Here is a 19,441-nt window from a genome sequence, read left to right as displayed (position 1 = left end):
CGAACCTGAGTCAAGAGTTCCTCAAGCACATGAAGTTCAGGTAACCCTCTTGCACCATGCCCAGCTCTTGCGTTCGGTACAAGGGCCTACGGGGGGCCGCATTGTCCAGGTCATGCCCGGGAGGGCAGGATGACGGGCATGACGCACGCGATGCAGAAGGGCTCGAACATCCCGGTGGCCGCCGTGGCGGTCCGGGCGGTGTTGCGGTGGACCACCGGGCCCGAGGTGCCCGACGTGGACGCCTCCGCGCTGCTCGTGGGAGCGGACGGGCGCGTGCGCTCGGACGAGGACTTCGTGTTCTACAACCAGCCCAGGCACCCCTCGGGGGCCGTGTGGCGACTGGGCAAGAAGCAGATCGGCGACGCGATCACGGACGCCGTGCAGGCCGATCTGCGCGCCGTGACCCCGTCCGTGGACCGCATCCTGGTGGTGGCCTCCGCCGAGGACGTCCCCTTCCAGCGGGTCCGGGACCTGCGGATCCTGCTGTACGACGCCACCCCGAGCGGCGGCGCCGAGCCCCTGGCCTACTTCGAGGTGCGCCCCGAGACGGGCGCCGAGACGGCCCTCATCTGCGGAGAGCTGTACCGCCGCGGGGACGGGTGGAAGTTCCGGGCGCTCGGCGAGGGCTATTCGGACGGCCTGGTCGGACTGGCCACCGATCACGGGATCTCGGTCGACGAGAACGCCGCCGAGGCCGCCGCGAGCCCCTCCGCGGGCCCGAGCGAGGACCGGACGGCCGCCATGCGACCCCCGACCCCGCCGCCCGCGCCGCCGACCCAGGCCCCGCCGGCCGTCGAGCCCGCGTACGGGTACCCGCAGCCGGTCTCCCCCGCCCCGGTGCCGGGTCCGGGCGGCGATCCGACGTTCCGGTTGCCGGTGCAGGGCCCGCAGTTCATCCGCCGCTGACCCGGCTCGGGGCCGCCTGCGGAGACGGCCCCGAGGACGGCCCCGGGCCGCGGCGCCACCATCGACACGGGGCGCGCCCGCGCCCGCGGCTCGCGGCCCGCGCCGCAGCGGCTCGCGATCAGGCCTTGGTGCTCTTGTAGCCGCGCCCCCACTGGAGCCCCCACCCGTACAGGCGGTCCAGTTCGGCCTGGAACCCGTACACGAACTTCACCTCGCGGCGGACGATCAGTTCCCCCTTGACGTTCTCCAGGGAGACCACCGCGCAGGAGCGGGCCTGCGGGTGTCGTTCCTCCAACGGGATCTCGATCCGGGGCCCGGTGGTCGGATAGAGGGTGACCAGGGCGTGCGTCCGGTCGAAGGCCGGGGTCTGGTCGTAGATGTAGACGAAGACGAGCAGCCGCTTGATCTCCTCGGCGTGGTCGAGGTTGACGAAGATGGTCTCGCCGGACGGGGCCCCGAACCGGTCGTCGCCGCTGAGCTTCACGAACGGCGGGCTGTTGATGTCCCCGTGCAGGTTCCCCAGCGGCTGGACCACGCCCCGGGTGCCGTCGGCGAGTTCGTAGAGGCAGCCGATGTCGAGGTCGACGTTGACCATGCCCTGGGTGTGCGCCTGCACCATGTCCGGCTTGAACAGCTTGAAGGGGTGGCGCAAGAGCCGGCCGCTCTGGCCGGACCGGCCTCCTATGTCGGAGGTGCGCATCCGCCAGGACAGGTTCACGCGCAGATTGCCGTGCACCGCCTGCTGTTTGGTGAGCGACACCGTCGGATGTCGTTTGGTCAGCTCGATCGCGTTGGACGAGGCGTGGCCCGAGTCGAACCGCATGGCCCGGGCGCCCCTGATGCCGTCGAAGAACCCCTCGAAGAAACTCATCTTCCCCCCTTGCCCCTGTATCCCCGATGTCCCCTGCGCGTACGGAAGCGGGGCGGCCCGCCGGGTCCGTGGCCCCCCGGACTTCGTCCGGGAGGGACCCTTGGGCCGCCCCGCAAGTGGAGCGTTCCGCATTAACGCCGCGGTCATGCCTCGGCGGGTGATTCCTCCAGCTCCAGGCGCTTGTTGCGGCGCACCGAGGACCAGAAGGACCAGGCGATCAGGATGACACCGACGAGGCCGGTGATGACCTCGTGGATCTCGTACTGGATCGTGACGAGCAGGATCACGGCGAGCGCGCCGATCGCGTAGTGCGCGCCGTGCTCCAGGTACACGTAGTCGTCGAGGGTGCCCTGGCGGACCAGGTAGACCGTCAGCGACCGGACGTACATGGCACCGATGCCGAGGCCGAGGGCCATGAGCACGATGTCGTTGGTGATGGCGAAGGCGCCGATGACCCCGTCGAAGGAGAACGAGGCGTCGAGGACTTCGAGGTAGAGGAACATGAAGAACGCGGCCTTGCCGGCCATGACGACCGCCGAGACGGGCTTGCCGGTCCTCTTGGCCTCTTCCTCGGCCTCGTGTTCGGCTTCCTCCTCCTCTTCCAGCTTGTTCTCGAAGTAGCCGGAGAGGCCACCGACGACCATGTAGGTGATCAGACCGGCGATGCCGGAGATCAGGACGGTCTGTGCCTTGTCGACATGTGTCCCGCCGTGCTGGTGGGCGTTGGCGGCGAAGGTCATCGAGGTGATGAGCAGGACGATCAGCGCGATGCACGCGGACAGCATGTCGATCTTGCCGAGCTTGGCCAGCGGGCGCTCCAGCCACGCGAGCCACTTGATGTCCCGGTCCTCGAAGATGAAGTCGAGGAAGATCATCAGCAGGAACATGCCACCGAAGGCGGCGATGGACGGGTGAGCGTCCGTCACCAGCTGCTGGTACATGTCCTTGTCATTGAGGGCGAGATCGACGGCCTCGACAGGACCGATCTTGGCGCTGATCGCGACGATCACGACGGGGAAGACCAGTCGCATGCCGAAGACCGCGATGAGCACGCCGATCGTGAGGAAGATCTTCTGCCAGAAGGCACTCATCTTCTTCAGGATCCCGGCGTTGACCACCGCGTTGTCGAAGGACAGCGAGATCTCGAGGACCGAAAGGATCGCCACGATTCCAAAAGCGGTCCACCCCCCGTAGAACACCGCTGCGACCAGACCGAGCGCAGTGACTGCGAACGACCAGCCGAAGGTTTTGAGAACCACTGGCACCCCATCGTGTTGTACGGCTTTACGAAACGTTGACCCCGAAGTCTAGAGCGATGCCCCGGAGCCCCGACGCGTACCCCTGCCCCACGGCCCTGAACTTCCATTCGCCGCCGTACCGGTAGACCTCGCCGAAGATCATCGCGGTCTCGCTGGAGGCGTCCTCGGTGAGGTCGTAGCGGGCCAGTTCCTGGCCGTCGGCCTGGTTGACCACGCGGATGAAGGCGTTGCTGACCTGGCCGAAGCTCTGCCGGCGGGCCTCCGCCTCGTGAATCGAGACCGGGAAGACGATCTTGTCGACGTGGGCCGGCACCTTGCTGAGGTCGATGATGATCGACTCGTCGTCACCGTCACCCTCGCCGGTGAGATTGTCCCCCGTGTGTTCGACGGAGCCGTCGGGGCTCGTCAGGTTGTTGTAGAAGACGAAGTAATCGTCCCCGAGCACCCGGCCGCTGTTGCACAGGAGCGCGCTGGCATCGAGGTCGAAGTCCGCCCCGGTGGTCGAGCGCGCGTCCCAGCCGAGTCCGATCAGAACCCGGGTGAGGTTCGGTGCGGCCTTGGACAGGGAGACATTGCCCCCCTTGGCGAGTGTGACGCCCATGTTGTGGTCCTCCCCGGACGACGTGGTGATGGCGGTGCCGGTGGTACAAGCCGGTCCGGCGCCGTACACACAGTGCACGGCGCCGGACGGGGTGCGGCCGCGGGAGCGGCCGTGGAGCTGAGGCTCAGACGTTGACGCCGAAGTCCTGCGCGATGCCGCGCAGGCCCGAGGCGTACCCCTGGCCGATGGCGCGGAACTTCCACTCCGCCCCGTTGCGGTACAGCTCGCCGAAGACCATGGCGGTCTCGGTCGAGGCGTCCTCGGAGAGGTCGTAGCGGGCGAGCTCGGTGTTGTCGGCCTGGTTCACGACGCGGATGTACGCGTTGCGGACCTGGCCGAAGCTCTGCTGGCGGCTCTCGGCCTCGTAGATCGAGACGGGGAAGACGATCTTGGACACGTCCGCCGGGACGCCGGCGAGGTTGACCTTGATCGCCTCGTCGTCGCCCTCGCCCTCACCGGTGGTGTTGTCACCGGTGTGCTCGACCGAGCCGTCCGGGCTCTTCAGGTTGTTGAAGAACACGAAGTTCGAGTCGTTGGCGACCTTGCCCTGGTCGTTGGTCAGGATCGCGCTGGCGTCGAGGTCGAAGTCGACACCGGTGGTGGTGCGAGCGTCCCAGCCGAGACCGACGATGACCGCCGTCAGGTTAGGCGCGGCCTTGGTCAGCGAGACGTTGCCGCCCTTGCTGAGGCTGACTCCCACGGGTCCTCCATAAGGTTTTGTGTGGGGCGGGGCCCCGTCGTGCGGTTGCTACCGGATCAACGTTGCGATCCTAGTGACGGGTTCCCGCCTGTAACTGATTTTCGTGCGGAACAATGCCCCGGGCAATGCCCGGAACGAGGCCCGCGATCTGGCCTCGGGGCCCTTCGGGGCCCTCAGAGGCTGTCGAGGGCCTTGATGTACTCGTTCAGGTCACGCGCGTCGGGCAGGCCGTTGACGACAGTCCAGCGCACGATGCCGTCCTTGTCGATGATGAAGGTGCCGCGGACCGCGCAGCCCTTCTCCTCGTCGAGGACGCCGTAGGCGCGCGAGGTCTCGCCGTGCGGCCAGAAGTCCGAGAGCAGCGGGTACTCCAGGTTCTCCTGCTCGCCGAAGACCCGCAGGGTCGGCACGGAGTCGTTGGAGACGGCCAGCAACTGCACGTCGTCGTTCTGGAACCGGGGCAACCGGTCGCGCAGCTCGCACAGCTCGCCGGTGCAGACGCCGGTGAAGGCGAACGGGTAGAAGAGCAGCACCACGGCCTTCTCCCCCCGGAAGTCGGAGAGCCGCACGGTGGCACCGTGGTTGTCCTTGAGTTCGAAGTCCGGGGCCTTGTCGCCGACCTCGATCGCCATCTGTCGCATCCCTTCGTTTCCGCATGCGCGCGTTGAGCTGTTCGGGTGAGTGCAGCCTAGGCCCTGTGGTCGCACCGGCGCCGGACGCCACGTCGACGGCGGGACCGGGGAGCGCAACGAACGCACCCCGCCGACCGGTGTCGATTCCGGTGGGCGGGGTGCGTCGTCCGCTTGGCTGCGGGGCGCGGCTCAGCGCTTGGACTTGGCTGCGGACTTGGGGGTCACCAACCTGGTGGCGGCCCACTCCTTGCCGACGCTGACGCTCCTGGTCTGCGACAGGCCGGCCGTTTCGGCGGCCTCGCTGATGTCGCTGGCCTCGACGTAGCCGGAACGACCGGTCTTGGGGGTCAGCAGCAGGATCAGTGCGCCGTCCTCCACCAAGTTGATGGAATCGACCAACGTGTCCGTCAGGTCGCCGTCTTCGTCCCGGAACCAGAGCAGCACCGCATCGGCGACGTCGTCGTACTCCTCGTCGACGAGATCGTTGCCGATGTGACTCTCGACGGCGTCACGGAATTCCTGATCGACGTCGTCGTCGTAGCCGATCTCCTGGACCACCTGTTCGGACTCGAAACCCAGCCTGGAAACCAGACTGGTCTCCGCGTGGTCCGCGGTCGCGCTCACGGGGTGCCTCCTGCTCATGTTCGGTGAATGTCTTTCGGCGGCGCGCGTACGCGCAGCATTGGGCGTAGTCCACACGGGCGCGGCGGATCGCGCAAGTACCCGGCCGCCGAGACCGTCGAAACGGTGACGATTGCGGCCGTCTCGCCGCAACTTTCAGCCTTCCCCCGCGTACCCCGGGTGATTCATCCCACACCATTGCGCCTCATTCGACGCCGCTTGGGGACTTTCCCGCCTGTTTGAGGGGCGAACGGCCTTACGAACCGGCTGATCGTCTTGGGCGTAAGGTTGCGATTTGGCCGTACCCGCTCGTCACCCGCCCACCGCCGCTTCTGTCCCGCTCCACTCGCGATGCCCGGAGTTTCCAGGGGTTACCCAGCGGTAGAGGTGAAGATTTCGGCCGAGCGTAAGACCATGGGAGGCGGCGACCCAAGGCACGACTCCCCCGACAGCGAAGGAACAGCGTGGCTTCCGCATCCGATCGCAATCCGATCATCATTGGCGGCCTGCCGAGTCAGGTCCCGGACTTCGATCCGGAGGAGACGCAGGAGTGGCTCGACTCTCTGGACGCCGCCGTCGACGAGCGGGGCCGTGAACGCGCCCGCTACCTCATGCTGCGGCTGATCGAGCGGGCCCGCGAGAAGCGCGTGGCCGTGCCCGAGATGCGCAGCACGGACTACGTCAACACGATCGCCACCAAGGACGAGCCGTTCTTCCCCGGCAACGAGGAGATCGAGCGCAAGGTCCTGAACGCGACCCGGTGGAACGCGGCCGTCATGGTCTCGCGCGCCCAGCGTCCCGGGATCGGCGTCGGCGGTCACATCGCGACCTTCGCCTCCTCGGCCTCCCTCTACGACGTGGGCTTCAACCACTTCTTCCGGGGCAAGGACGAGGGGGACGGCGGCGACCAGATCTTCTTCCAGGGCCACGCCTCCCCCGGCATCTACGCCCGCGCCTACCTCCTCGACCGGCTCTCCGAGCAGCAGCTCGACGCGTTCCGGCAGGAGAAGTCGAAGGCGCCGTACGGCCTGTCCAGCTATCCGCACCCGCGGTTGATGCCGGACTTCTGGGAGTTCCCGACCGTCTCGATGGGCCTCGGTCCGCTCGGTGCGATCTACCAGGCGCGGATGAACAGGTACATGCAGGCGCGCGGGATCGCGGACACCTCCAAGTCCCACGTGTGGGCGTACCTCGGCGACGGCGAGATGGACGAGCCCGAGTCGCTGGGGCAGTTGTCCATCGCCGCCCGCGAGGGCCTGGACAACCTGACCTTCGTCGTCAACTGCAACCTCCAGCGGCTCGACGGCCCGGTGCGCGGCAACGGCAAGATCATCCAGGAGTTGGAGTCGCAGTTCCGCGGCGCCGGCTGGAACGTCATCAAGCTGATCTGGGACCGTTCCTGGGACCCGCTGTTGGCGCAGGACCGCGACGGCATCCTGGTCAACAAGATGAACTCGACGCCGGACGGGCAGTTCCAGACGTACGCCACCGAGTCCGGGGCGTACATCCGCGAGCACTTCTTCGGTGGCGACCAGCGGCTGCGCGCGATGGTCGAGAACATGACCGACTACCAGATCCAGCACCTGGGTCGCGGCGGTCACGACCACAAGAAGGTCTACGCGGCGTACGCGGCGGCCAAGGCCCACAAGGGCCAGCCGACGGTGATCCTGGCGCAGACGGTCAAGGGCTGGACGCTGGGCCCGAACTTCGAGGGCCGCAACGCGACGCACCAGATGAAGAAGCTGACGGTCGACGACCTCAAGCGCTTCCGTGATCGCCTGCACATCCCGATCACGGACGCCCAGTTGGAGGGCGGCGCGCCGCCGTACTACCACCCGGGCCGCAACTCCCCCGAGATCCAGTACATGCACGACCAGCGCAGCGCCCACGGCGGCTACGTGCCGACCCGTGTGGTGCGGGCGAAGCCGCTCCAGCTGCCGGACGAGAAGACGTACGCGGCGGCCAGGAAGGGTTCGGGTCAGCAGTCGATCGCCACCACGATGGCCTTCGTCCGCATCCTGAAGGACCTGATGCGGGACAAGGAGATCGGCAAGCGGTTCGTGCTGATCGCGCCCGACGAGTACCGCACCTTCGGCATGGACGCCTTCTTCCCGAGCGCCAAGATCTACAACCCGTTGGGTCAGCAGTACGAGGCGGTCGACCGCGAGTTGCTGCTCGCTTACAAGGAGTCCCCGACCGGGCAGATGCTGCACGACGGCATCTCGGAGGCGGGTTGCACGGCCTCGCTGATCGCGGCCGGTTCCGCGTACGCGACGCACGGCGAGCCGTTGATCCCGGTATACGTCTTCTACTCGATGTTCGGTTTCCAGCGCACCGGTGACCAGTTCTGGCAGATGGCCGACCAGTTGGCGCGCGGTTTCGTCCTCGGTGCGACGGCGGGTCGAACCACCCTCACGGGTGAGGGCCTCCAGCACGCCGACGGTCACTCCCAGTTGCTGGCGTCGACCAACCCGGGCTGTGTGGCGTACGACCCGGCGTACGGGTACGAGATCGCGCACATCGTCAAGGACGGTCTGCGGCGGATGTACGGACCCGACGCGGAGGACGTCTTCTACTACCTGACGGTCTACAACGAGCCGATCCAGCACCCCGCCGAGCCGGCGGACGTGGACGTGGACGGCATCCTCCGGGGCATCCACCGGGTCTCGGCCGGTGCGGCGGGCAGCATCGGGGCGCAGATCATGGCCTCCGGCGTGGCCGTGCCGTGGGCGTTGGAGGCCCAGCGCGTCCTGGCCGAGGACTGGGACGTCAAGGCGGACGTCTGGTCGGCGACCTCCTGGAACGAGCTGCGCCGCGAGGCCGTCTCGGTGGAGGAGCACAACCTGCTCCACCCGGAGGAGGAGCAGCGCGTCCCGTACGTGACCCGGAAGCTGTCGGGTGCCGAGGGGCCGTTCGTGGCGGTCTCGGACTGGATGCGGTCGGTGCCGGACCAGATCTCGCGGTGGGTGCCGGGCGCGTACACCTCGCTGGGCGCGGACGGCTTCGGCTTCGCGGACACGCGGGGCGCGGCGCGCCGGTTCTTCCACATCGACGCGCAGTCGGTGGTGCTGGCGGTGCTGACCGAGCTGGCGAAGGCGGGGAAGATCGACCGTTCGCTGCTGAAGCAGGCGATCGACCGTTACCAGCTGCTGGACGTCACGGCGGCCGACCCGGGTCCGGCGGGCGGCGACGCCTGATGCCCGGGACGGGCTGATCATCGTGGGCGGGGCCGGGGCGGATGCCCCGGCCCCGCTCCCTTCTCCGGTCTCCGGTCGCCGGTCCCGGTCGCCGGTCTCACGGGGTTTACGCATTCCTTACGATGCTGGGCATGAAGGAAGCCTCCCGGCAGTCGCGGTGGGAGCGGCGGACGCAGACTCCGCTGCTCGTCCTCGCCCTGACGTTCGCCGTCGCCTATGCCGTGCCGATCGTGGCGCCCGACGCGGGTCCGGGCGTGCACCGGGCCTGTACCCACGTGGAGTGGGTGGTGTGGGGGGCCTTCGCCGCCGACTACCTCGTACGGCTGTTCCTGTCGCCGGCCCGCAAGGCCTTCGTACGGACCCACTGGCTGGACCTGGCGGCAGTGCTGCTGCCGATGATCCAGCCGCTGCGCCTGCTGCGCCTGGTGTCCACGCTGATGCTGGTGGGTCGGCGGGCCCGCATGGCTCCGCAGATCCGGCTGACGACGTACGTGGCGGGCTCGGTGGTCGGGCTGCTGATGTTCGGCTCGCTCGCCGTGCTGAGCGTGGAGCGGGACGCCCCCGAGGGCAACATCAAGAACCTCGGGGACGCCCTGTGGTGGTCCGTGACCACGATGACGACGGTCGGCTACGGGGACCACTCCCCGACGACCGGTCTCGGTCGGCTGCTGGCGGTCGGGCTGATGCTGTCCGGGATCGCCCTGCTCGGTGTGGTCACGGCGAACATCGCGGCCTGGTTCATCTCCCGCTTCGAGCGGGACGACCGGGTGGAGCGGGCCCAGACCGCGGCGATCGCCGAGCTGACCGCCGAGGTGCGGGCCCTGCGCGCCGAGGTCGCCCGGCTCGGCGGCGCGGGGACCGGTCCGCTCGGGGAGCACGCGGCCGGCGGTCTCGCGATCGCCGCGCCGGAGGCCGACCGGCCGGGCTCCCCGCTCGCGCGCGGGGCTACCGCTCCCACACCTTGAACGCCCTGACCTGGTAGGGCGAGGAGGGCAGCCAGACCCCGTCGCCCGGGTAGGTCTGGAACTCCCCGGTCTCCGCGCATTCGGCCGACTGGTAGGTGGTCACCGGGCGGCCGACCCGGTTGGCGAGGGACTGGGCGCTGGTCCCGGGAGGCAGGGCGGTGCAGCTGTTGATGCTGACGGTGCTGAGTTCGTGGGCCTGCTTGGCGCCCTTGAAGTCCGGCTTGGCCCACAGGCACAGCTGACCGGGGGCGCAGGCCGCGAGGGTCGGTGGCCCGGCGGCGTGTGCGCCGGTGGCCGTGCCGGGGATCAGGGCGGTGGCGGCGAGGACGACGGCGGCCAGGAACGTGCTGGGGCGGGTGGGGAAACTCGTACGCATGACGGGTCAACTCCTTGTGGACACGGGGTCCCGGACCGTTTCCGGGTTTCCGATGGCACCACGCTGACCTGCGGCGACGGTCGGGCGGAAGGGGGCGCGGGCGGGTCCACCCGGATAGGCGACAGCCCCGCCGGAACCGTCCGGCGGGGCTGTCGGGCGTACGGGGTTGACGCCGTCGCGAGGGCTTCGGGCCGGCTCAGACGTGGGCCGCGCCGGCGCCCGCGGCGGCGTTCTCGCCGCGCTTGGTGAAGCAGGCCACGACCGCGGCGAGGACCGCGACCACGCCCGCCACGGTGAAGGCGGTGCTCATGCCGGACACGAACGTGTCGTGCGCGACGGTGGTGATCGCCCGGGCGACCTCGGCCGGGACTCCCTCGGGGACGGGGGCGATGCCGACCTGGACGCCCTTCTCGGCGAGGTCGAGCTGTTCGGGGGTGAGCGGCGGGAGCTGCGCCTTGGTCCAGTTGTCCCCGAACGAGTCGCTGACGGTGGCGGCCATGACCGCGCCGAGGACGGCGGTGCCGAGGCTGCCGCCGACCTGCATGGCGGCCTGCTGGAGGCCGCCGGCCACGCCGGACAGCTCCAGCGGGGCGTTGCCGACGATGACCTCGGTGGCGCCGACCATGACGGGCGCGAGACCGAGGCCGAGGAGGGCGAACCAGATCGACATGGTGAGGGTGGCGGTGTCCGGGGTGAGGCGGGCCATCCCGAAGCAGGCGACGGCGGTGGCGACCATGCCGGCGACGAGCGGGACGCGCGGGCCGACCTTGGTGATGGCGGCGCCGGCCAGCGGGGAGCCGATGATCATCATGCCGGTGAGCGGCAGCAGGTGCAGGCCGCTGTCGACCGGGCTCATGCCGTGCACGTTCTGCAGGTAGAAGGTGACGAAGAACAGGCCGCCCATGAAGGCGAAGGCCATCAGCACCATGAGGACGGTGCCGGCCGACAGGGGCACGGAGCGGAACATGCCGAGCGGGATCAGCGGTTCGGCGACCTTGCTCTCCCAGACCGCGAAGAGCACGAACAGGATCACGGAGGCGGCGAGGAAGAGCAGGGTCTTCGCGTCGCCCCAGCCCCATTCGGCGGCCTTGATGAGGGCCCAGATCAGCGAGAACATCGCGCCGGACAGCAGCAGGATGCCCGGGAGGTCGAAGGAGCGCGGGGCGTTCTCGGCGCGGTGGTCGAGCAGGATGAACAGGCCGAAGGCGAGCGCGACGATGCCGACGGGCACGTTGATGAAGAAGACGGACTGCCAGTTGACGTGCTCGACGAGCAGGCCGCCGACGATGGGGCCTGCGGCGGTCGAGGCGCCGATGACCATGCCCCAGATGCCGATGGCCATGTTGAGCTTCTCGGCGGGGAAGGTGGCGCGCAGCAGGCCGAGCGCGGCGGGCATCAGCAGCGCGCCGAAGAGGCCTTGGGCGACGCGGAAGCCGATGACGAGTTCCACGCCGGTGGACAGTCCGATGGCGGCCGAGGAGACCGCGAAGCCGGCTATGCCGATGAGGAAGGTCTGCCGGTGCCCGAAGCGGTCGCCGAGTTTGCCGGCGGTGATCAGGGAGACCGCGAGGGCGAGCAGGTAGCCGTTGGTGATCCACTGCACATCGGCGAGGGAGGCGCCGAGGTCCTTTTGGATCGCGGGGTTGGCGACGGCGACGATCGTGCCGTCGAGGGTGACCATCATGACGCCGATCGCCACGGCGAAGAGGGTCAACCAGGGGTGGCCGCGCAGTCCGGTGCGGGCCGCTGCGGGGCCCGGTTCCCCGGCGGGTCCCCGGTCCTTGACGGTGATCTGACTAGTCATGCGAACAGGCTAGTGACAGCGACTGACACTTCACAAACGGCTTAACGAGACAGTAACTGTCAGGTCGGTCACAGGTACCCTGACCGCTCACTGAGCGTCAGAAAGGGAACCCACGGTGATGACCGACCTGCGGCCCGCCCCGGCTTCCCCGGCGGCCGGACTGCGCGAGCGCAAGAAACGGCGCACCCGGGACGCGCTGCTGCGCGCCGCCCTGCTCCTCTTCATCGCGCAGGGCTACGAGCACACGACCGTCGACGAGATCACCGACGCGGTGGACGTCTCCCAGCGCACCTTCTTCCGCTACTTCGCGAACAAGGAGGAGGTCGCGTTCGCCGTCCAGGACATCGTCGAGTCCCACTTCGTCGCCGAACTGCGCGCCCGCCCGGCCGCCGAGGGGCCGTTGGAGGCCATGCGCAACGCGGTGCTCGCCGCCTGGGACACCATCGAGGAGGCCATCTCCGAGGTGGTCCCGGTCGACCTGTACATGCGCGGCTACCAGCTCATCGAGTCCACGCCGGCCCTGCTCGCCGTCCACCTGCGGCGCTCCACGGAGTTGGAGGAGGAGATCTCCCGGCTGATCGCCGCCCGCGAGGGCCTGGACCTGGACGTCGACCCGCGTCCCCGGGTGGCCGTCGCCGCGTTCTCCGGGGTGATGCGGGTCACCGGCCGCCTGTGGGGCCAGGGCCAGGACACCAGTGTGGCCGCGATCCGCCGGATGACGGAGGCGTACCTGGACCAGATCGGGCCGGCGCTGGCCGCGGACTGGCGGCGGCCCGCGTAGCGGGCGGTGCGTACGGCGAGCCGCGGGCCGAGGTGCCGGGCGAGGCACGACGCGTCGGCGGGCGGGGTGGATCACGCGAGTGTGACACGGTCGGCGGTGACGCCCGTCACCTGGCGCGCCACTGGCTCGAACGGCATCCTAGGCTGGCTCCAGTGAACCTGCCCGGCCCCGTCCACCACCTCGCCGGCGCCTCCGAGCGCCCCGCCGCCCTGCGCACCCTGTTCGTGCTGGCGGTCGTCCTCGTCATGCTGGTGACCACGGGCTGGACCGCCGTCCACCGCCCCGAGTCGGGCGTCTCGGCGCGAGCCGTCGCGCTCTCGGCGTGGGCCGTGGCCCGCATCGACGGCCGCCCACTACCGCCCGCCGACGCGCCCGTGCGCACGGTGGCCCGTTTCTTCGGCAGCCTCGACGGCGCCCAGCGCGCCCGGCTCGCCGACGGATACCCGCTCGTCGTCGGAAACCTCGACGGCGTCCCCGCCACCACCCGCTATCGGGCCAACCTGCGCGGTCTGGAGCAGGCCCGACGCGTCGAGGAGGCCCGCAGCCGGGACGTCGGGGTGACCCCGACCGACCGGGCCGAGGCCACCCGTCGCGTGCACCGCTTCGAGTCCCTCGCGGATCCCGACCGGCAGATCCTCACCTTCGACCCCACCGGCGACGGGCTCGTCGCCGAGGTCTTCGGCGACCTCGACCGGGCGCGCCGCGTCTCGGTGATCGTGCCCGGGGTCGACACCGACGTGGTCACCTTCGAGCGCAGCCGGCGCCGGCTCACCGCCCCCGTCGGCATGGCGCAGTCCCTGTACGAGGCCGAGCGCGCGGCCGCGCCCGACGGCCGGACCGCCGTCATCGCCTGGGCCGGGTACACCGCGCCCATAGGCGTGGGCGTGGACGCCGCGACGGGCCGACTGGCCGTGGACGGAGCCGCCCGACTGGAGTCGCTGGCCACCGCCCTGCCCGGGGACGCGAGCGTGGCGCTGTTCTGCCACAGCTACGGGTCGGTGGTGTGCGGCGTCGCCGCGCACCACCTGCCGGCGCGGGTGACCGACGTGGTGGTGGCGGGCAGTCCCGGCATGCGCGCGTCGAGCGCGGCCGACCTGGACACGCGCGCACGGGTGTGGGCGACGCGGGATCCCGGCGACTGGATCGCCGACGTACCGCACCTGGAGGTCGGCGGGGTGGGCCACGGGGCCGATCCGGTCTCCCGGGCCTTCGGCGCGCGCCGGCTCTCCTCGGCGGGGGCGGGGAGCCACAACGGCTATTTCGAGCCAGGTACGGCCTCGTTGGACAATTTCGCCAAGATCGGAACCGGCACCTTCGGTTCCGTCGTGTGCGCGAGCGGTGCCGACGGCTGCGGCAGCGGGATTCCGCCACAGACCGTGACCGGCGAGGGCTGACGAGGGCTTTCCGGGTCCTGTTGCGGACGGCGTACGGGAAACCGTTCCGGCGGCCAGGGGACGCGCGGGGGCCCGTCCCTCTACGATGTGCCGCATGGGGGATGTATTGGCCGGAAACCATGCCGTGTGGGAGTTCGATTCGGACTCGGTGATCATCCGCTTCACGAGGGGGCTGCGCACACCGAGGCTCTGGTACGCCCTGGGGGAACGACACATCCCCCTGGAGGCGCTGTCCGAGGTGACCGTGACCGGGGGGAAACGGGACACGGCGGTTCTGCGCGCCGTGCCGCGCCCCGGGGCGGATCCGCTGATGGAGGCCGCGGCGGGACAACTGAAGGAAGTCTGTGATCCGTACCGGCTGGTCCTGCCGGGCGGTCGGGCACCGCAGGCGGCGTCGCTGGTCGACGCCCTGCGGGGGCGGCTGGGACCCGCCGAACCGGCCGACCGCTTCCTGGTCCGCGCCCCGGAACCACCGGTCCATCTGAAGGCGTACGACGCGCGGGTGGGCTTCGACGGTTCGGCGGTCACCTTCCAGTGGTCGCGCACGGGCGCCAGCAGCACCAAGTGGAAGGCGGGCGACCAGCGGTATCCGCTGGCCTCGATCGGCGGGGTCGAATGGCGTTCCCCCGACGGCCCGGACGGCCACCTGCGGCTCCTGCCCCGGGACGGTGTCGCCGCCGGCGACGCGCGGCCCGACCACGACCTGGCGGCCGCCGTGTTCGGGATCGGGTACGGGGCGGTCCACGAGTCGCTGCCGTTCGCGGCGTCCGTCCTGGCCGCCGTCGGCGGTCGGGCTCCGGTGGGTTCGCCCGCGCAGCCGCACGTCGACGAGCGGCTGCGGCACCTGAGCGAGTTGCACGGCGCGGGCCTGCTCACCGACGCCGAGTACGCGGCCCTGCGCGACCGCTTCGCGGCCGACGCCTGAGCCCGGCCTGATCCGAAGGACAAACCCTAGCCCTCCCGCGCCGCCGACGTGGAGCTCATGTCGGGGTAGCGGTCGCCCGCCACCTGGGAGGCGATCGGTTCCAGCAGCACCAGTTCGGCGGCCGTCAGGGTGATGCGGGTGGCGGCGGCGTTCTCCGCGAGCCGGGCCGGCTTGCGGGTGCCCGGGATCGGGACCACCGGGAGGCCGTGCACCTTGGCCCGCTGCTGCACCCATGCCAGGGCGATCTGCGCCGGCGTCGCCCCGTGGACGGTCGCGATCTCCCGGACGGGGGCCAGCAGCGCCGCGTTGGTCTTGGCGTTCTCGCCCGTGAACCGCGGCTGGTGCTTGCGGAAGTCGTCCGCCGACAGGTCGGTGCCCGCGTCCGCGAACGCCCCGGTGAGGAAGCCCCGCCCGAGCGGGGAGTAGGGCACGAAGGCCACGCCCAGCTCCGCCGCCGCACCGACCGCGCTGCGTTCCACGTCCCGGCTGAACAGCGACCACTCCGACTGGAGCGCCGTGATCGGGTGCACGGCGTGCGCCTCGCGCAGTTCCGCCCCGGTGACCTCGCTCAGCCCCAGGTACCGCACCTTCCCCTCCCGTACCAGCTCCGCCATGGCGCCCACCGACTCGGCGAACGGCACGTCCGGGTCGCGCCGGTGCATGTAGTAGAGGTCGATGACATCGGTCCCGAGCCGGCGCAGGCTGCCCTCGACGGCCTGCCGGACGTACGCGGGATCGTTGCGGACGCCCCGGTAATGCGGGTCGTCGTTGCGTTCGATGGCGAACTTCGTGGCCAGGGTGATCTCGTCGCGGTGGGCGGCCACGAACGGCGCGATGAACTCCTCGTTGCGCCCGCGCCCGTAGACGTCCGCGGTGTCGATGAGGGTGACCCCCGCCGTCAGCGCCGCCTCCAGGGTCTGCCGGGCGACCGCCTCGTCGGTGTCCCCGTAGAACTCGCTCATGCCCATGCAGCCCAGGCCCTGGACGCCCACCAGCGGGCCCCCCTCGCCCAGTTCGACCCGCTCGATGACCTCGTCGTGCTCCGTCATGGCCGTGCCTTCCCCGTCGTCGTGCCCATCGAGTACATCCCGATCTTGCAGTCCAGTACGGCGAGCGCGTCGGTCAGCTCCGTGATCCGCGACCGCACCTCGTGGCGCGTCCGCTCCAGCAGCTCGCGCCGCTGGTCGACGGTGTGCGCGCCCTCGCGGACCAGTTCCGCGTACCGGACCATGTCCGCCACCGACATCCCGGTGGCGCGCAGCTTGCCCACGAAGGCCAGCCAGTCGAGGTCCTTGTCGGTGAACCGCCGCTGGCCCGAGTGGGAGCGGTCCACGTGCGGCATCAGGCCGATCCGTTCGTACCAGCGCAGTGTGTGCCGGCTCAGACCGGTCCGGGCCTCCACCTCGCTGATCGTGTACCGCGTCTGCGTCAGGCTCATGACCCCACGCTAAAACCTTGGAGTGCACTCCAGGCAAGTAGGCTCGGCCGCATGGAGAACAGCCTGGAAAGCCTGCGGATCGTCGACAGCTGGCCGGTGACGACGGCCGCCGCGGCGATCGTCCGCGCCGACGGGAGCACGGCCGGTTCGCACGGCCCCGTCGACCACCCGTTCCCGCTGGCGTCGGTGACCAAGCCGCTCGCCGCGTACGCCGCCCTCGTCGCGTACGAGGAGGGGGCGATCGAGCTGGACGAACCGGCCGGACCGGAGGGTTCCACGGTCCGTCACCTGCTCGCGCACACCAGCGGGCTGGCCTTCGACGAGCACCGCGTGACGGGTCCTCCCGGGCAGCGCCGGCTGTACTCGAACGCCGGTTTCGAGGTGCTGGGCGACCACATCGCGAAGGCCACCGGGATCCCCTTCGCCGATTACCTGCACCAGGCCGTCTTCGAACCGCTGGGCATGGTGTCGAGCGCCCTGCACGGCTCCCCCGCGAAGGACGGCGTGTCCACCGTCCGCGACCTGACGCGTTTCGCCGCCGAGCTCCAGGCTCCCCGGCTGCTCGACGTCCGCACCGTCGCCGAAGCCACCGCCGTCGTGCACCCGGGGCTCAAGGGCGTCCTGCCGGGCTACGGGCACCAGTCCCCCAACGACTGGGGGCTCGGGATGGAGATCCGCGACGGCAAGTCCCCGCACTGGACGGGTCACACGTCCTCGCCCCGGACCTTCGGACACTTCGGCCAGTCGGGCACGTTCCTGTGGGTGGACCCGGACGCGCGCGCCGCGTGCGTGGCGCTGACCGACCGCGCCTTCGGCCCGTGGGCCGTGGAGGTCTGGACCCCGTTCACCGACGCGGTCCTCGCCGAGCTGCGTTCCTGACCCGCCGGATCAAAGGGCGGCCGCTACGGCAGCTCCCAGATCAGCAGCTCCCCCGGGGAGCCCGCGGTGATCTCCAGTCCGCTCTCGCGGGTGATCCGCGCCGAGTCGCCGGGGCCCAGTTCCTCGCCGTCGATCCGCAGGTCCCCGTGGACGACGTGCAGGTAGACCCGCTCGGCGGCCGGTACCGGGATCCGCTCGCCCGCGCCGGGGCGCCGCACGCGCAGCACGGCGCCGGCGGCGGGGATCTCGTAGCCGGTGTCGTCGGCGAGGTCCCGGACGAGGGTGTACGAGGGCTCGCCGCCCGCGACGAGCGGGGCGAGCCAGGTCTGTACGAACCGCAGCCGCTCGGGCCCGTCGTTGCGCTCGACGTGCCGCGCCCCGGAACCGGCGCCGAAGTGCTGTACGTCGCCGGGGCGGACCTGCCCGCTGTGCCCGCCGGCGCTGTCCTTGTGGGTGAGCTCGCCCTCGACCACCCAGGTGACGATCTCGGTGTGGCTGTGCGCGTGCTCCTCGAAGCCGGAGCCGGGCCGCAGGGTCTCCTCGTTGCAGGCCAGCACCGGGCCGAAGCGGATGTTGTCCGGGTCGTAGAAGGATCCGAAGGAGAAGGCGTGCCGGGTGGTGATCCCGGCGGCCGGGTCCCCGCCCTCGTACCGGTCGGCGGCGCGGCGTACATCAATCATGAAGGCCACCGTAGACCCCGCCGGCCGAGGCGCGACTCGGGGCGCGGGCGCTGCGGCGCGGGACCGGAGTCCGCGTCGGGGCGCCGATAGGGCAGTCTTGTCCCGTGCCCCAACCCGAACGTGAGCCTTCTCCCGAGACCAGCCCCGCGCACCCGGCGCATGCCGTGCATCCCGCCCATCCGCACACCGCGACGCTGCGCAGGCTGGAGAAGTCCTCCGGTCGGCTCGCCGCCAACGCCATCGCGCGCATGGACGAGACCCTGCCGTGGTACCGGGCGATGCCGCCGGAGAACCGGTCCTGGATCGGCCTGGTCGCCCAGGCGGGCATCGCCGCGTTCACGGAGTGGTTCCGGCACCCGGAGACCCCGCAGGCGATCTCCACCGACGTGTTCGGCACGGCTCCGCGCGAACTGACCCGGGCGATCACGCTGCGGCAGACCGTGGAGATGGTCCGTACGACGATCGAGGTGATGGAGACCGCGATCGACGAGGTCGCGGCCCCCGGCGACGAGTCGATCCTGCGGGAGGCGCTGCTGGTGTACGCCCGGGAGATCGCCTTCGCGACGGCCCAGGTGTACGCGCAGGCGGCCGAGGCGCGCGGGGCGTGGGACGCCCGCCTGGAGTCCCTGGTCGTCAACGCGGTGCTCTCGGGCGAGGCCGACGAGGGCGCCCTGTCCCGGGCCGCGGCGCTGGGCTGGAACTCGCCGGAGCACGTGTGCGTCGTCCTGGGCACGGCCCCGGACGGGGACAGCGAACTGACGGTCGAGGCGATCCGGCGCGCGGCCCGGCACCACAAGCTCCAGGTCCTCACCGGGGTGCTGGGCGACCGGCTGGTGGTCATCGCGGGCGGCAGCGACAACCCGATGCAGGTGGCGAAGTCCCTGATCGGGCCGTTCGCGGCGGGCGCCGTGGTGGCGGGTCCGGTGGTCCCGGACCTGCTGAACGCGACGAAGTCGGCGCAGGCCGCCGCGGCCGGGCTGAAGGCCTGTACGGCGTGGCAGGACGCGCCGCGCCCCGTTCTGGCGGATGATCTCCTGCCCGAGCGCGCGATCGCCTCCGATCCCTCGGCGAGGGAACAGTTGGTGGAGGAGATCTACAGACCACTGGAGGAAGCGGGTTCGGCGCTCCTGGAGACGCTGAGCGTCTATCTGGAGCAGGCGAGCAGTCTGGAGGGGGCCGCGCGGATGCTGTTCGTACACCCCAACACGGTGCGCTACCGGCTCCGACGTGTGACCGACGTCACCGGCTGGTCACCCTCCGATGTCCGTTCTGCGTTCACGTTGCGGATCGCATTGATCCTGGGGCGTCTGGCCGACGGCGATCCCCAGTCCTAGACTTTTGTCGGACATCAACAATTACCCCGTCGGTTCTTCGTCCCTGTCCCCACGGGCGGCGCGGGCCACATACAAGAG

Annotated in this window: 19 protein-coding genes; 8 read left to right on the top strand and 11 right to left on the bottom strand. The window is 70.4% G+C overall.

Annotated elements, in window-relative coordinates:
• Nucleotides 1-138: 138 nt before the first annotated feature.
• Entirely contained in the window at nt 139-906 is a 768-nt protein-coding gene (locus tag ACIRO3_RS11200; protein ID WP_361780111.1) for a TerD family protein, read from the top strand.
• Between the two features lie 118 nt (nt 907-1,024).
• Here ACIRO3_RS11200 and ACIRO3_RS11195 read toward each other — a convergent pair whose 3' ends face one another.
• The 6 genes from ACIRO3_RS11195 to ACIRO3_RS11170 all read right to left on the bottom strand — a co-directional run bounded on the left by ACIRO3_RS11195 (nt 1,025) and on the right by ACIRO3_RS11170 (nt 5,593).
• Nucleotides 1,025-1,777 (bottom strand): Tellurium resistance, encoded by a 753-nt coding sequence (locus tag ACIRO3_RS11195; RefSeq protein WP_361780114.1) that lies wholly within the window; start codon nt 1,775-1,777, stop codon nt 1,025-1,027.
• A gap of 143 nt (nt 1,778-1,920) precedes the next feature.
• Entirely contained in the window at nt 1,921-3,036 is a 1,116-nt protein-coding gene (locus tag ACIRO3_RS11190; RefSeq protein WP_361780116.1) for a DUF475 domain-containing protein, read from the bottom strand.
• A gap of 25 nt (nt 3,037-3,061) precedes the next feature.
• Entirely contained in the window at nt 3,062-3,637 is a 576-nt protein-coding gene (locus ACIRO3_RS11185; protein ID WP_361780119.1) for a TerD family protein, read from the bottom strand.
• A gap of 124 nt (nt 3,638-3,761) precedes the next feature.
• Nucleotides 3,762-4,337, bottom strand: coding sequence for a TerD family protein (locus ACIRO3_RS11180; RefSeq protein ID WP_053677874.1), 576 nt, complete (start codon nt 4,335-4,337; stop codon nt 3,762-3,764).
• 173 nt (nt 4,338-4,510) lie between these two features.
• On the bottom strand, nt 4,511-4,969 hold the full coding sequence (locus ACIRO3_RS11175; RefSeq protein WP_351376132.1) for a peroxiredoxin: 459 nt from the start codon (nt 4,967-4,969) through the stop codon (nt 4,511-4,513).
• A gap of 189 nt (nt 4,970-5,158) precedes the next feature.
• On the bottom strand, nt 5,159-5,593 hold the full coding sequence (locus ACIRO3_RS11170) for a DUF3052 domain-containing protein (protein WP_404134896.1): 435 nt from the start codon (nt 5,591-5,593) through the stop codon (nt 5,159-5,161).
• Between the two features lie 461 nt (nt 5,594-6,054).
• On the opposite strand from ACIRO3_RS11170, the gene aceE reads away from it, so the two are divergent.
• Nucleotides 6,055-8,787, top strand: a complete 2,733-nt coding sequence (aceE, locus tag ACIRO3_RS11165; protein ID WP_361780128.1) for a pyruvate dehydrogenase (acetyl-transferring), homodimeric type — start codon at nt 6,055-6,057, stop codon at nt 8,785-8,787.
• Between the two features lie 131 nt (nt 8,788-8,918).
• The gene (locus ACIRO3_RS11160) at nt 8,919-9,752 is read left to right on the top strand and encodes a potassium channel family protein (RefSeq protein WP_404134893.1); all 834 of its coding nucleotides are present in this window, start codon (nt 8,919-8,921) and stop codon (nt 9,750-9,752) included.
• On the opposite strand, the gene ACIRO3_RS11155 is transcribed toward ACIRO3_RS11160, so the two are convergent.
• Entirely contained in the window at nt 9,733-10,128 is a 396-nt protein-coding gene (locus tag ACIRO3_RS11155; RefSeq protein ID WP_361780134.1) for a peptidase inhibitor family I36 protein, read from the bottom strand. The genes ACIRO3_RS11160 and ACIRO3_RS11155 overlap by 20 nt on opposite strands.
• A 196-nt stretch (nt 10,129-10,324) precedes the next feature.
• Nucleotides 10,325-11,812, bottom strand: coding sequence for an MFS transporter (locus ACIRO3_RS11150; RefSeq protein ID WP_404135324.1), 1,488 nt, complete (start codon nt 11,810-11,812; stop codon nt 10,325-10,327).
• 238 nt (nt 11,813-12,050) lie between these two features.
• Here ACIRO3_RS11150 and ACIRO3_RS11145 point away from each other — a divergent pair, with 238 nt between their 5' ends.
• From ACIRO3_RS11145 to ACIRO3_RS11135, 3 genes are all read left to right on the top strand, one after another.
• Nucleotides 12,051-12,713 carry a TetR family transcriptional regulator gene (locus ACIRO3_RS11145; RefSeq protein WP_365999148.1) on the top strand — a complete coding sequence of 221 codons (663 nt, stop codon included), beginning with the start codon at nt 12,051-12,053 and terminating at the stop codon, nt 12,711-12,713.
• Between the two features lie 245 nt (nt 12,714-12,958).
• Nucleotides 12,959-14,107, top strand: a complete 1,149-nt coding sequence (locus ACIRO3_RS11140; RefSeq protein ID WP_404135321.1) for an alpha/beta hydrolase — start codon at nt 12,959-12,961, stop codon at nt 14,105-14,107.
• A 94-nt stretch (nt 14,108-14,201) separates the two neighbouring features.
• Nucleotides 14,202-15,032, top strand: a complete 831-nt coding sequence (locus ACIRO3_RS11135; protein ID WP_404134889.1) for a DUF4429 domain-containing protein — start codon at nt 14,202-14,204, stop codon at nt 15,030-15,032.
• Nucleotides 15,033-15,058: 26 nt separating this feature from the next.
• Here ACIRO3_RS11135 and ACIRO3_RS11130 read toward each other — a convergent pair whose 3' ends face one another.
• Both ACIRO3_RS11130 and ACIRO3_RS11125 read right to left on the bottom strand, forming a co-directional pair.
• Nucleotides 15,059-16,081, bottom strand: a complete 1,023-nt coding sequence (locus tag ACIRO3_RS11130; RefSeq protein WP_404134886.1) for an aldo/keto reductase — start codon at nt 16,079-16,081, stop codon at nt 15,059-15,061.
• Complete coding sequence (locus tag ACIRO3_RS11125) at nt 16,078-16,470, bottom strand: MerR family transcriptional regulator (protein WP_404134884.1); 393 nt, start codon at nt 16,468-16,470, stop codon at nt 16,078-16,080. Before ACIRO3_RS11125 ends, ACIRO3_RS11130 begins: the two co-directional genes overlap by 4 nt.
• Nucleotides 16,471-16,533: 63 nt before the next feature.
• Between ACIRO3_RS11125 and ACIRO3_RS11120 the strand changes: the two genes are divergently transcribed.
• Nucleotides 16,534-17,349 carry a serine hydrolase domain-containing protein gene (locus ACIRO3_RS11120; RefSeq protein WP_404135318.1) on the top strand — a complete coding sequence of 272 codons (816 nt, stop codon included), beginning with the start codon at nt 16,534-16,536 and terminating at the stop codon, nt 17,347-17,349.
• Between the two features lie 23 nt (nt 17,350-17,372).
• Here the strand turns inward: ACIRO3_RS11120 and ACIRO3_RS11115 are convergent, their stop codons facing one another.
• Nucleotides 17,373-18,029 carry a pirin family protein gene (locus tag ACIRO3_RS11115; RefSeq protein ID WP_361780152.1) on the bottom strand — a complete coding sequence of 219 codons (657 nt, stop codon included), beginning with the start codon at nt 18,027-18,029 and terminating at the stop codon, nt 17,373-17,375.
• 164 nt (nt 18,030-18,193) lie between these two features.
• Between ACIRO3_RS11115 and fasR the strand changes: the two genes are divergently transcribed.
• A complete protein-coding gene (fasR, locus tag ACIRO3_RS11110) occupies nt 18,194-19,363 on the top strand; it encodes a fatty acid biosynthesis transcriptional regulator FasR (protein ID WP_267797948.1) in 1,170 nt (389 codons plus the stop codon).
• The last annotated feature ends 78 nt before the right edge of the window (nt 19,364-19,441 follow it).

Source organism: Streptomyces sp. NPDC102278, from assembly GCF_044766345.1.
Taxonomy (GTDB): Bacteria; Actinomycetota; Actinomycetes; order Streptomycetales; family Streptomycetaceae; genus Streptomyces.
Note: the sequence above shows the minus strand (reverse complement) of the source record. Positions and strands in the feature narration are given on the sequence as shown.

Bases quoted from the DNA above. Each gene is read 5' to 3' on its own strand.
- ACIRO3_RS11155 (WP_361780134.1), bottom strand. From the start codon at position 10,128: ATGCGTACGAGTTTCCCCACCCGCCCCAGCACGTTCCTGGCCGCCGTC.
- ACIRO3_RS11135 (WP_404134889.1), top strand. From the start codon at position 14,202: ATGGGGGATGTATTGGCCGGAAACCATGCCGTGTGGGAGTTCGATTCG.
- ACIRO3_RS11115 (WP_361780152.1), bottom strand. From the start codon at position 18,029: ATGATTGATGTACGCCGCGCCGCCGACCGGTACGAGGGCGGGGACCCG.
- ACIRO3_RS11145 (WP_365999148.1), top strand. From the start codon at position 12,051: ATGACCGACCTGCGGCCCGCCCCGGCTTCCCCGGCGGCCGGACTGCGC.
- ACIRO3_RS11175 (WP_351376132.1), bottom strand. From the start codon at position 4,969: ATGGCGATCGAGGTCGGCGACAAGGCCCCGGACTTCGAACTCAAGGAC.
- ACIRO3_RS11140 (WP_404135321.1), top strand. From the start codon at position 12,959: ATGCTGGTGACCACGGGCTGGACCGCCGTCCACCGCCCCGAGTCGGGC.
- ACIRO3_RS11125 (WP_404134884.1), bottom strand. From the start codon at position 16,470: ATGAGCCTGACGCAGACGCGGTACACGATCAGCGAGGTGGAGGCCCGG.
- ACIRO3_RS11150 (WP_404135324.1), bottom strand. From the start codon at position 11,812: ATGATGGTCACCCTCGACGGCACGATCGTCGCCGTCGCCAACCCCGCG.
- ACIRO3_RS11195 (WP_361780114.1), bottom strand. From the start codon at position 1,777: ATGAGTTTCTTCGAGGGGTTCTTCGACGGCATCAGGGGCGCCCGGGCC.
- ACIRO3_RS11200 (WP_361780111.1), top strand. From the start codon at position 139: ATGACGCACGCGATGCAGAAGGGCTCGAACATCCCGGTGGCCGCCGTG.
- ACIRO3_RS11130 (WP_404134886.1), bottom strand. From the start codon at position 16,081: ATGACGGAGCACGACGAGGTCATCGAGCGGGTCGAACTGGGCGAGGGG.
- ACIRO3_RS11185 (WP_361780119.1), bottom strand. From the start codon at position 3,637: ATGGGCGTCACACTCGCCAAGGGGGGCAATGTCTCCCTGTCCAAGGCC.
- ACIRO3_RS11160 (WP_404134893.1), top strand. From the start codon at position 8,919: ATGAAGGAAGCCTCCCGGCAGTCGCGGTGGGAGCGGCGGACGCAGACT.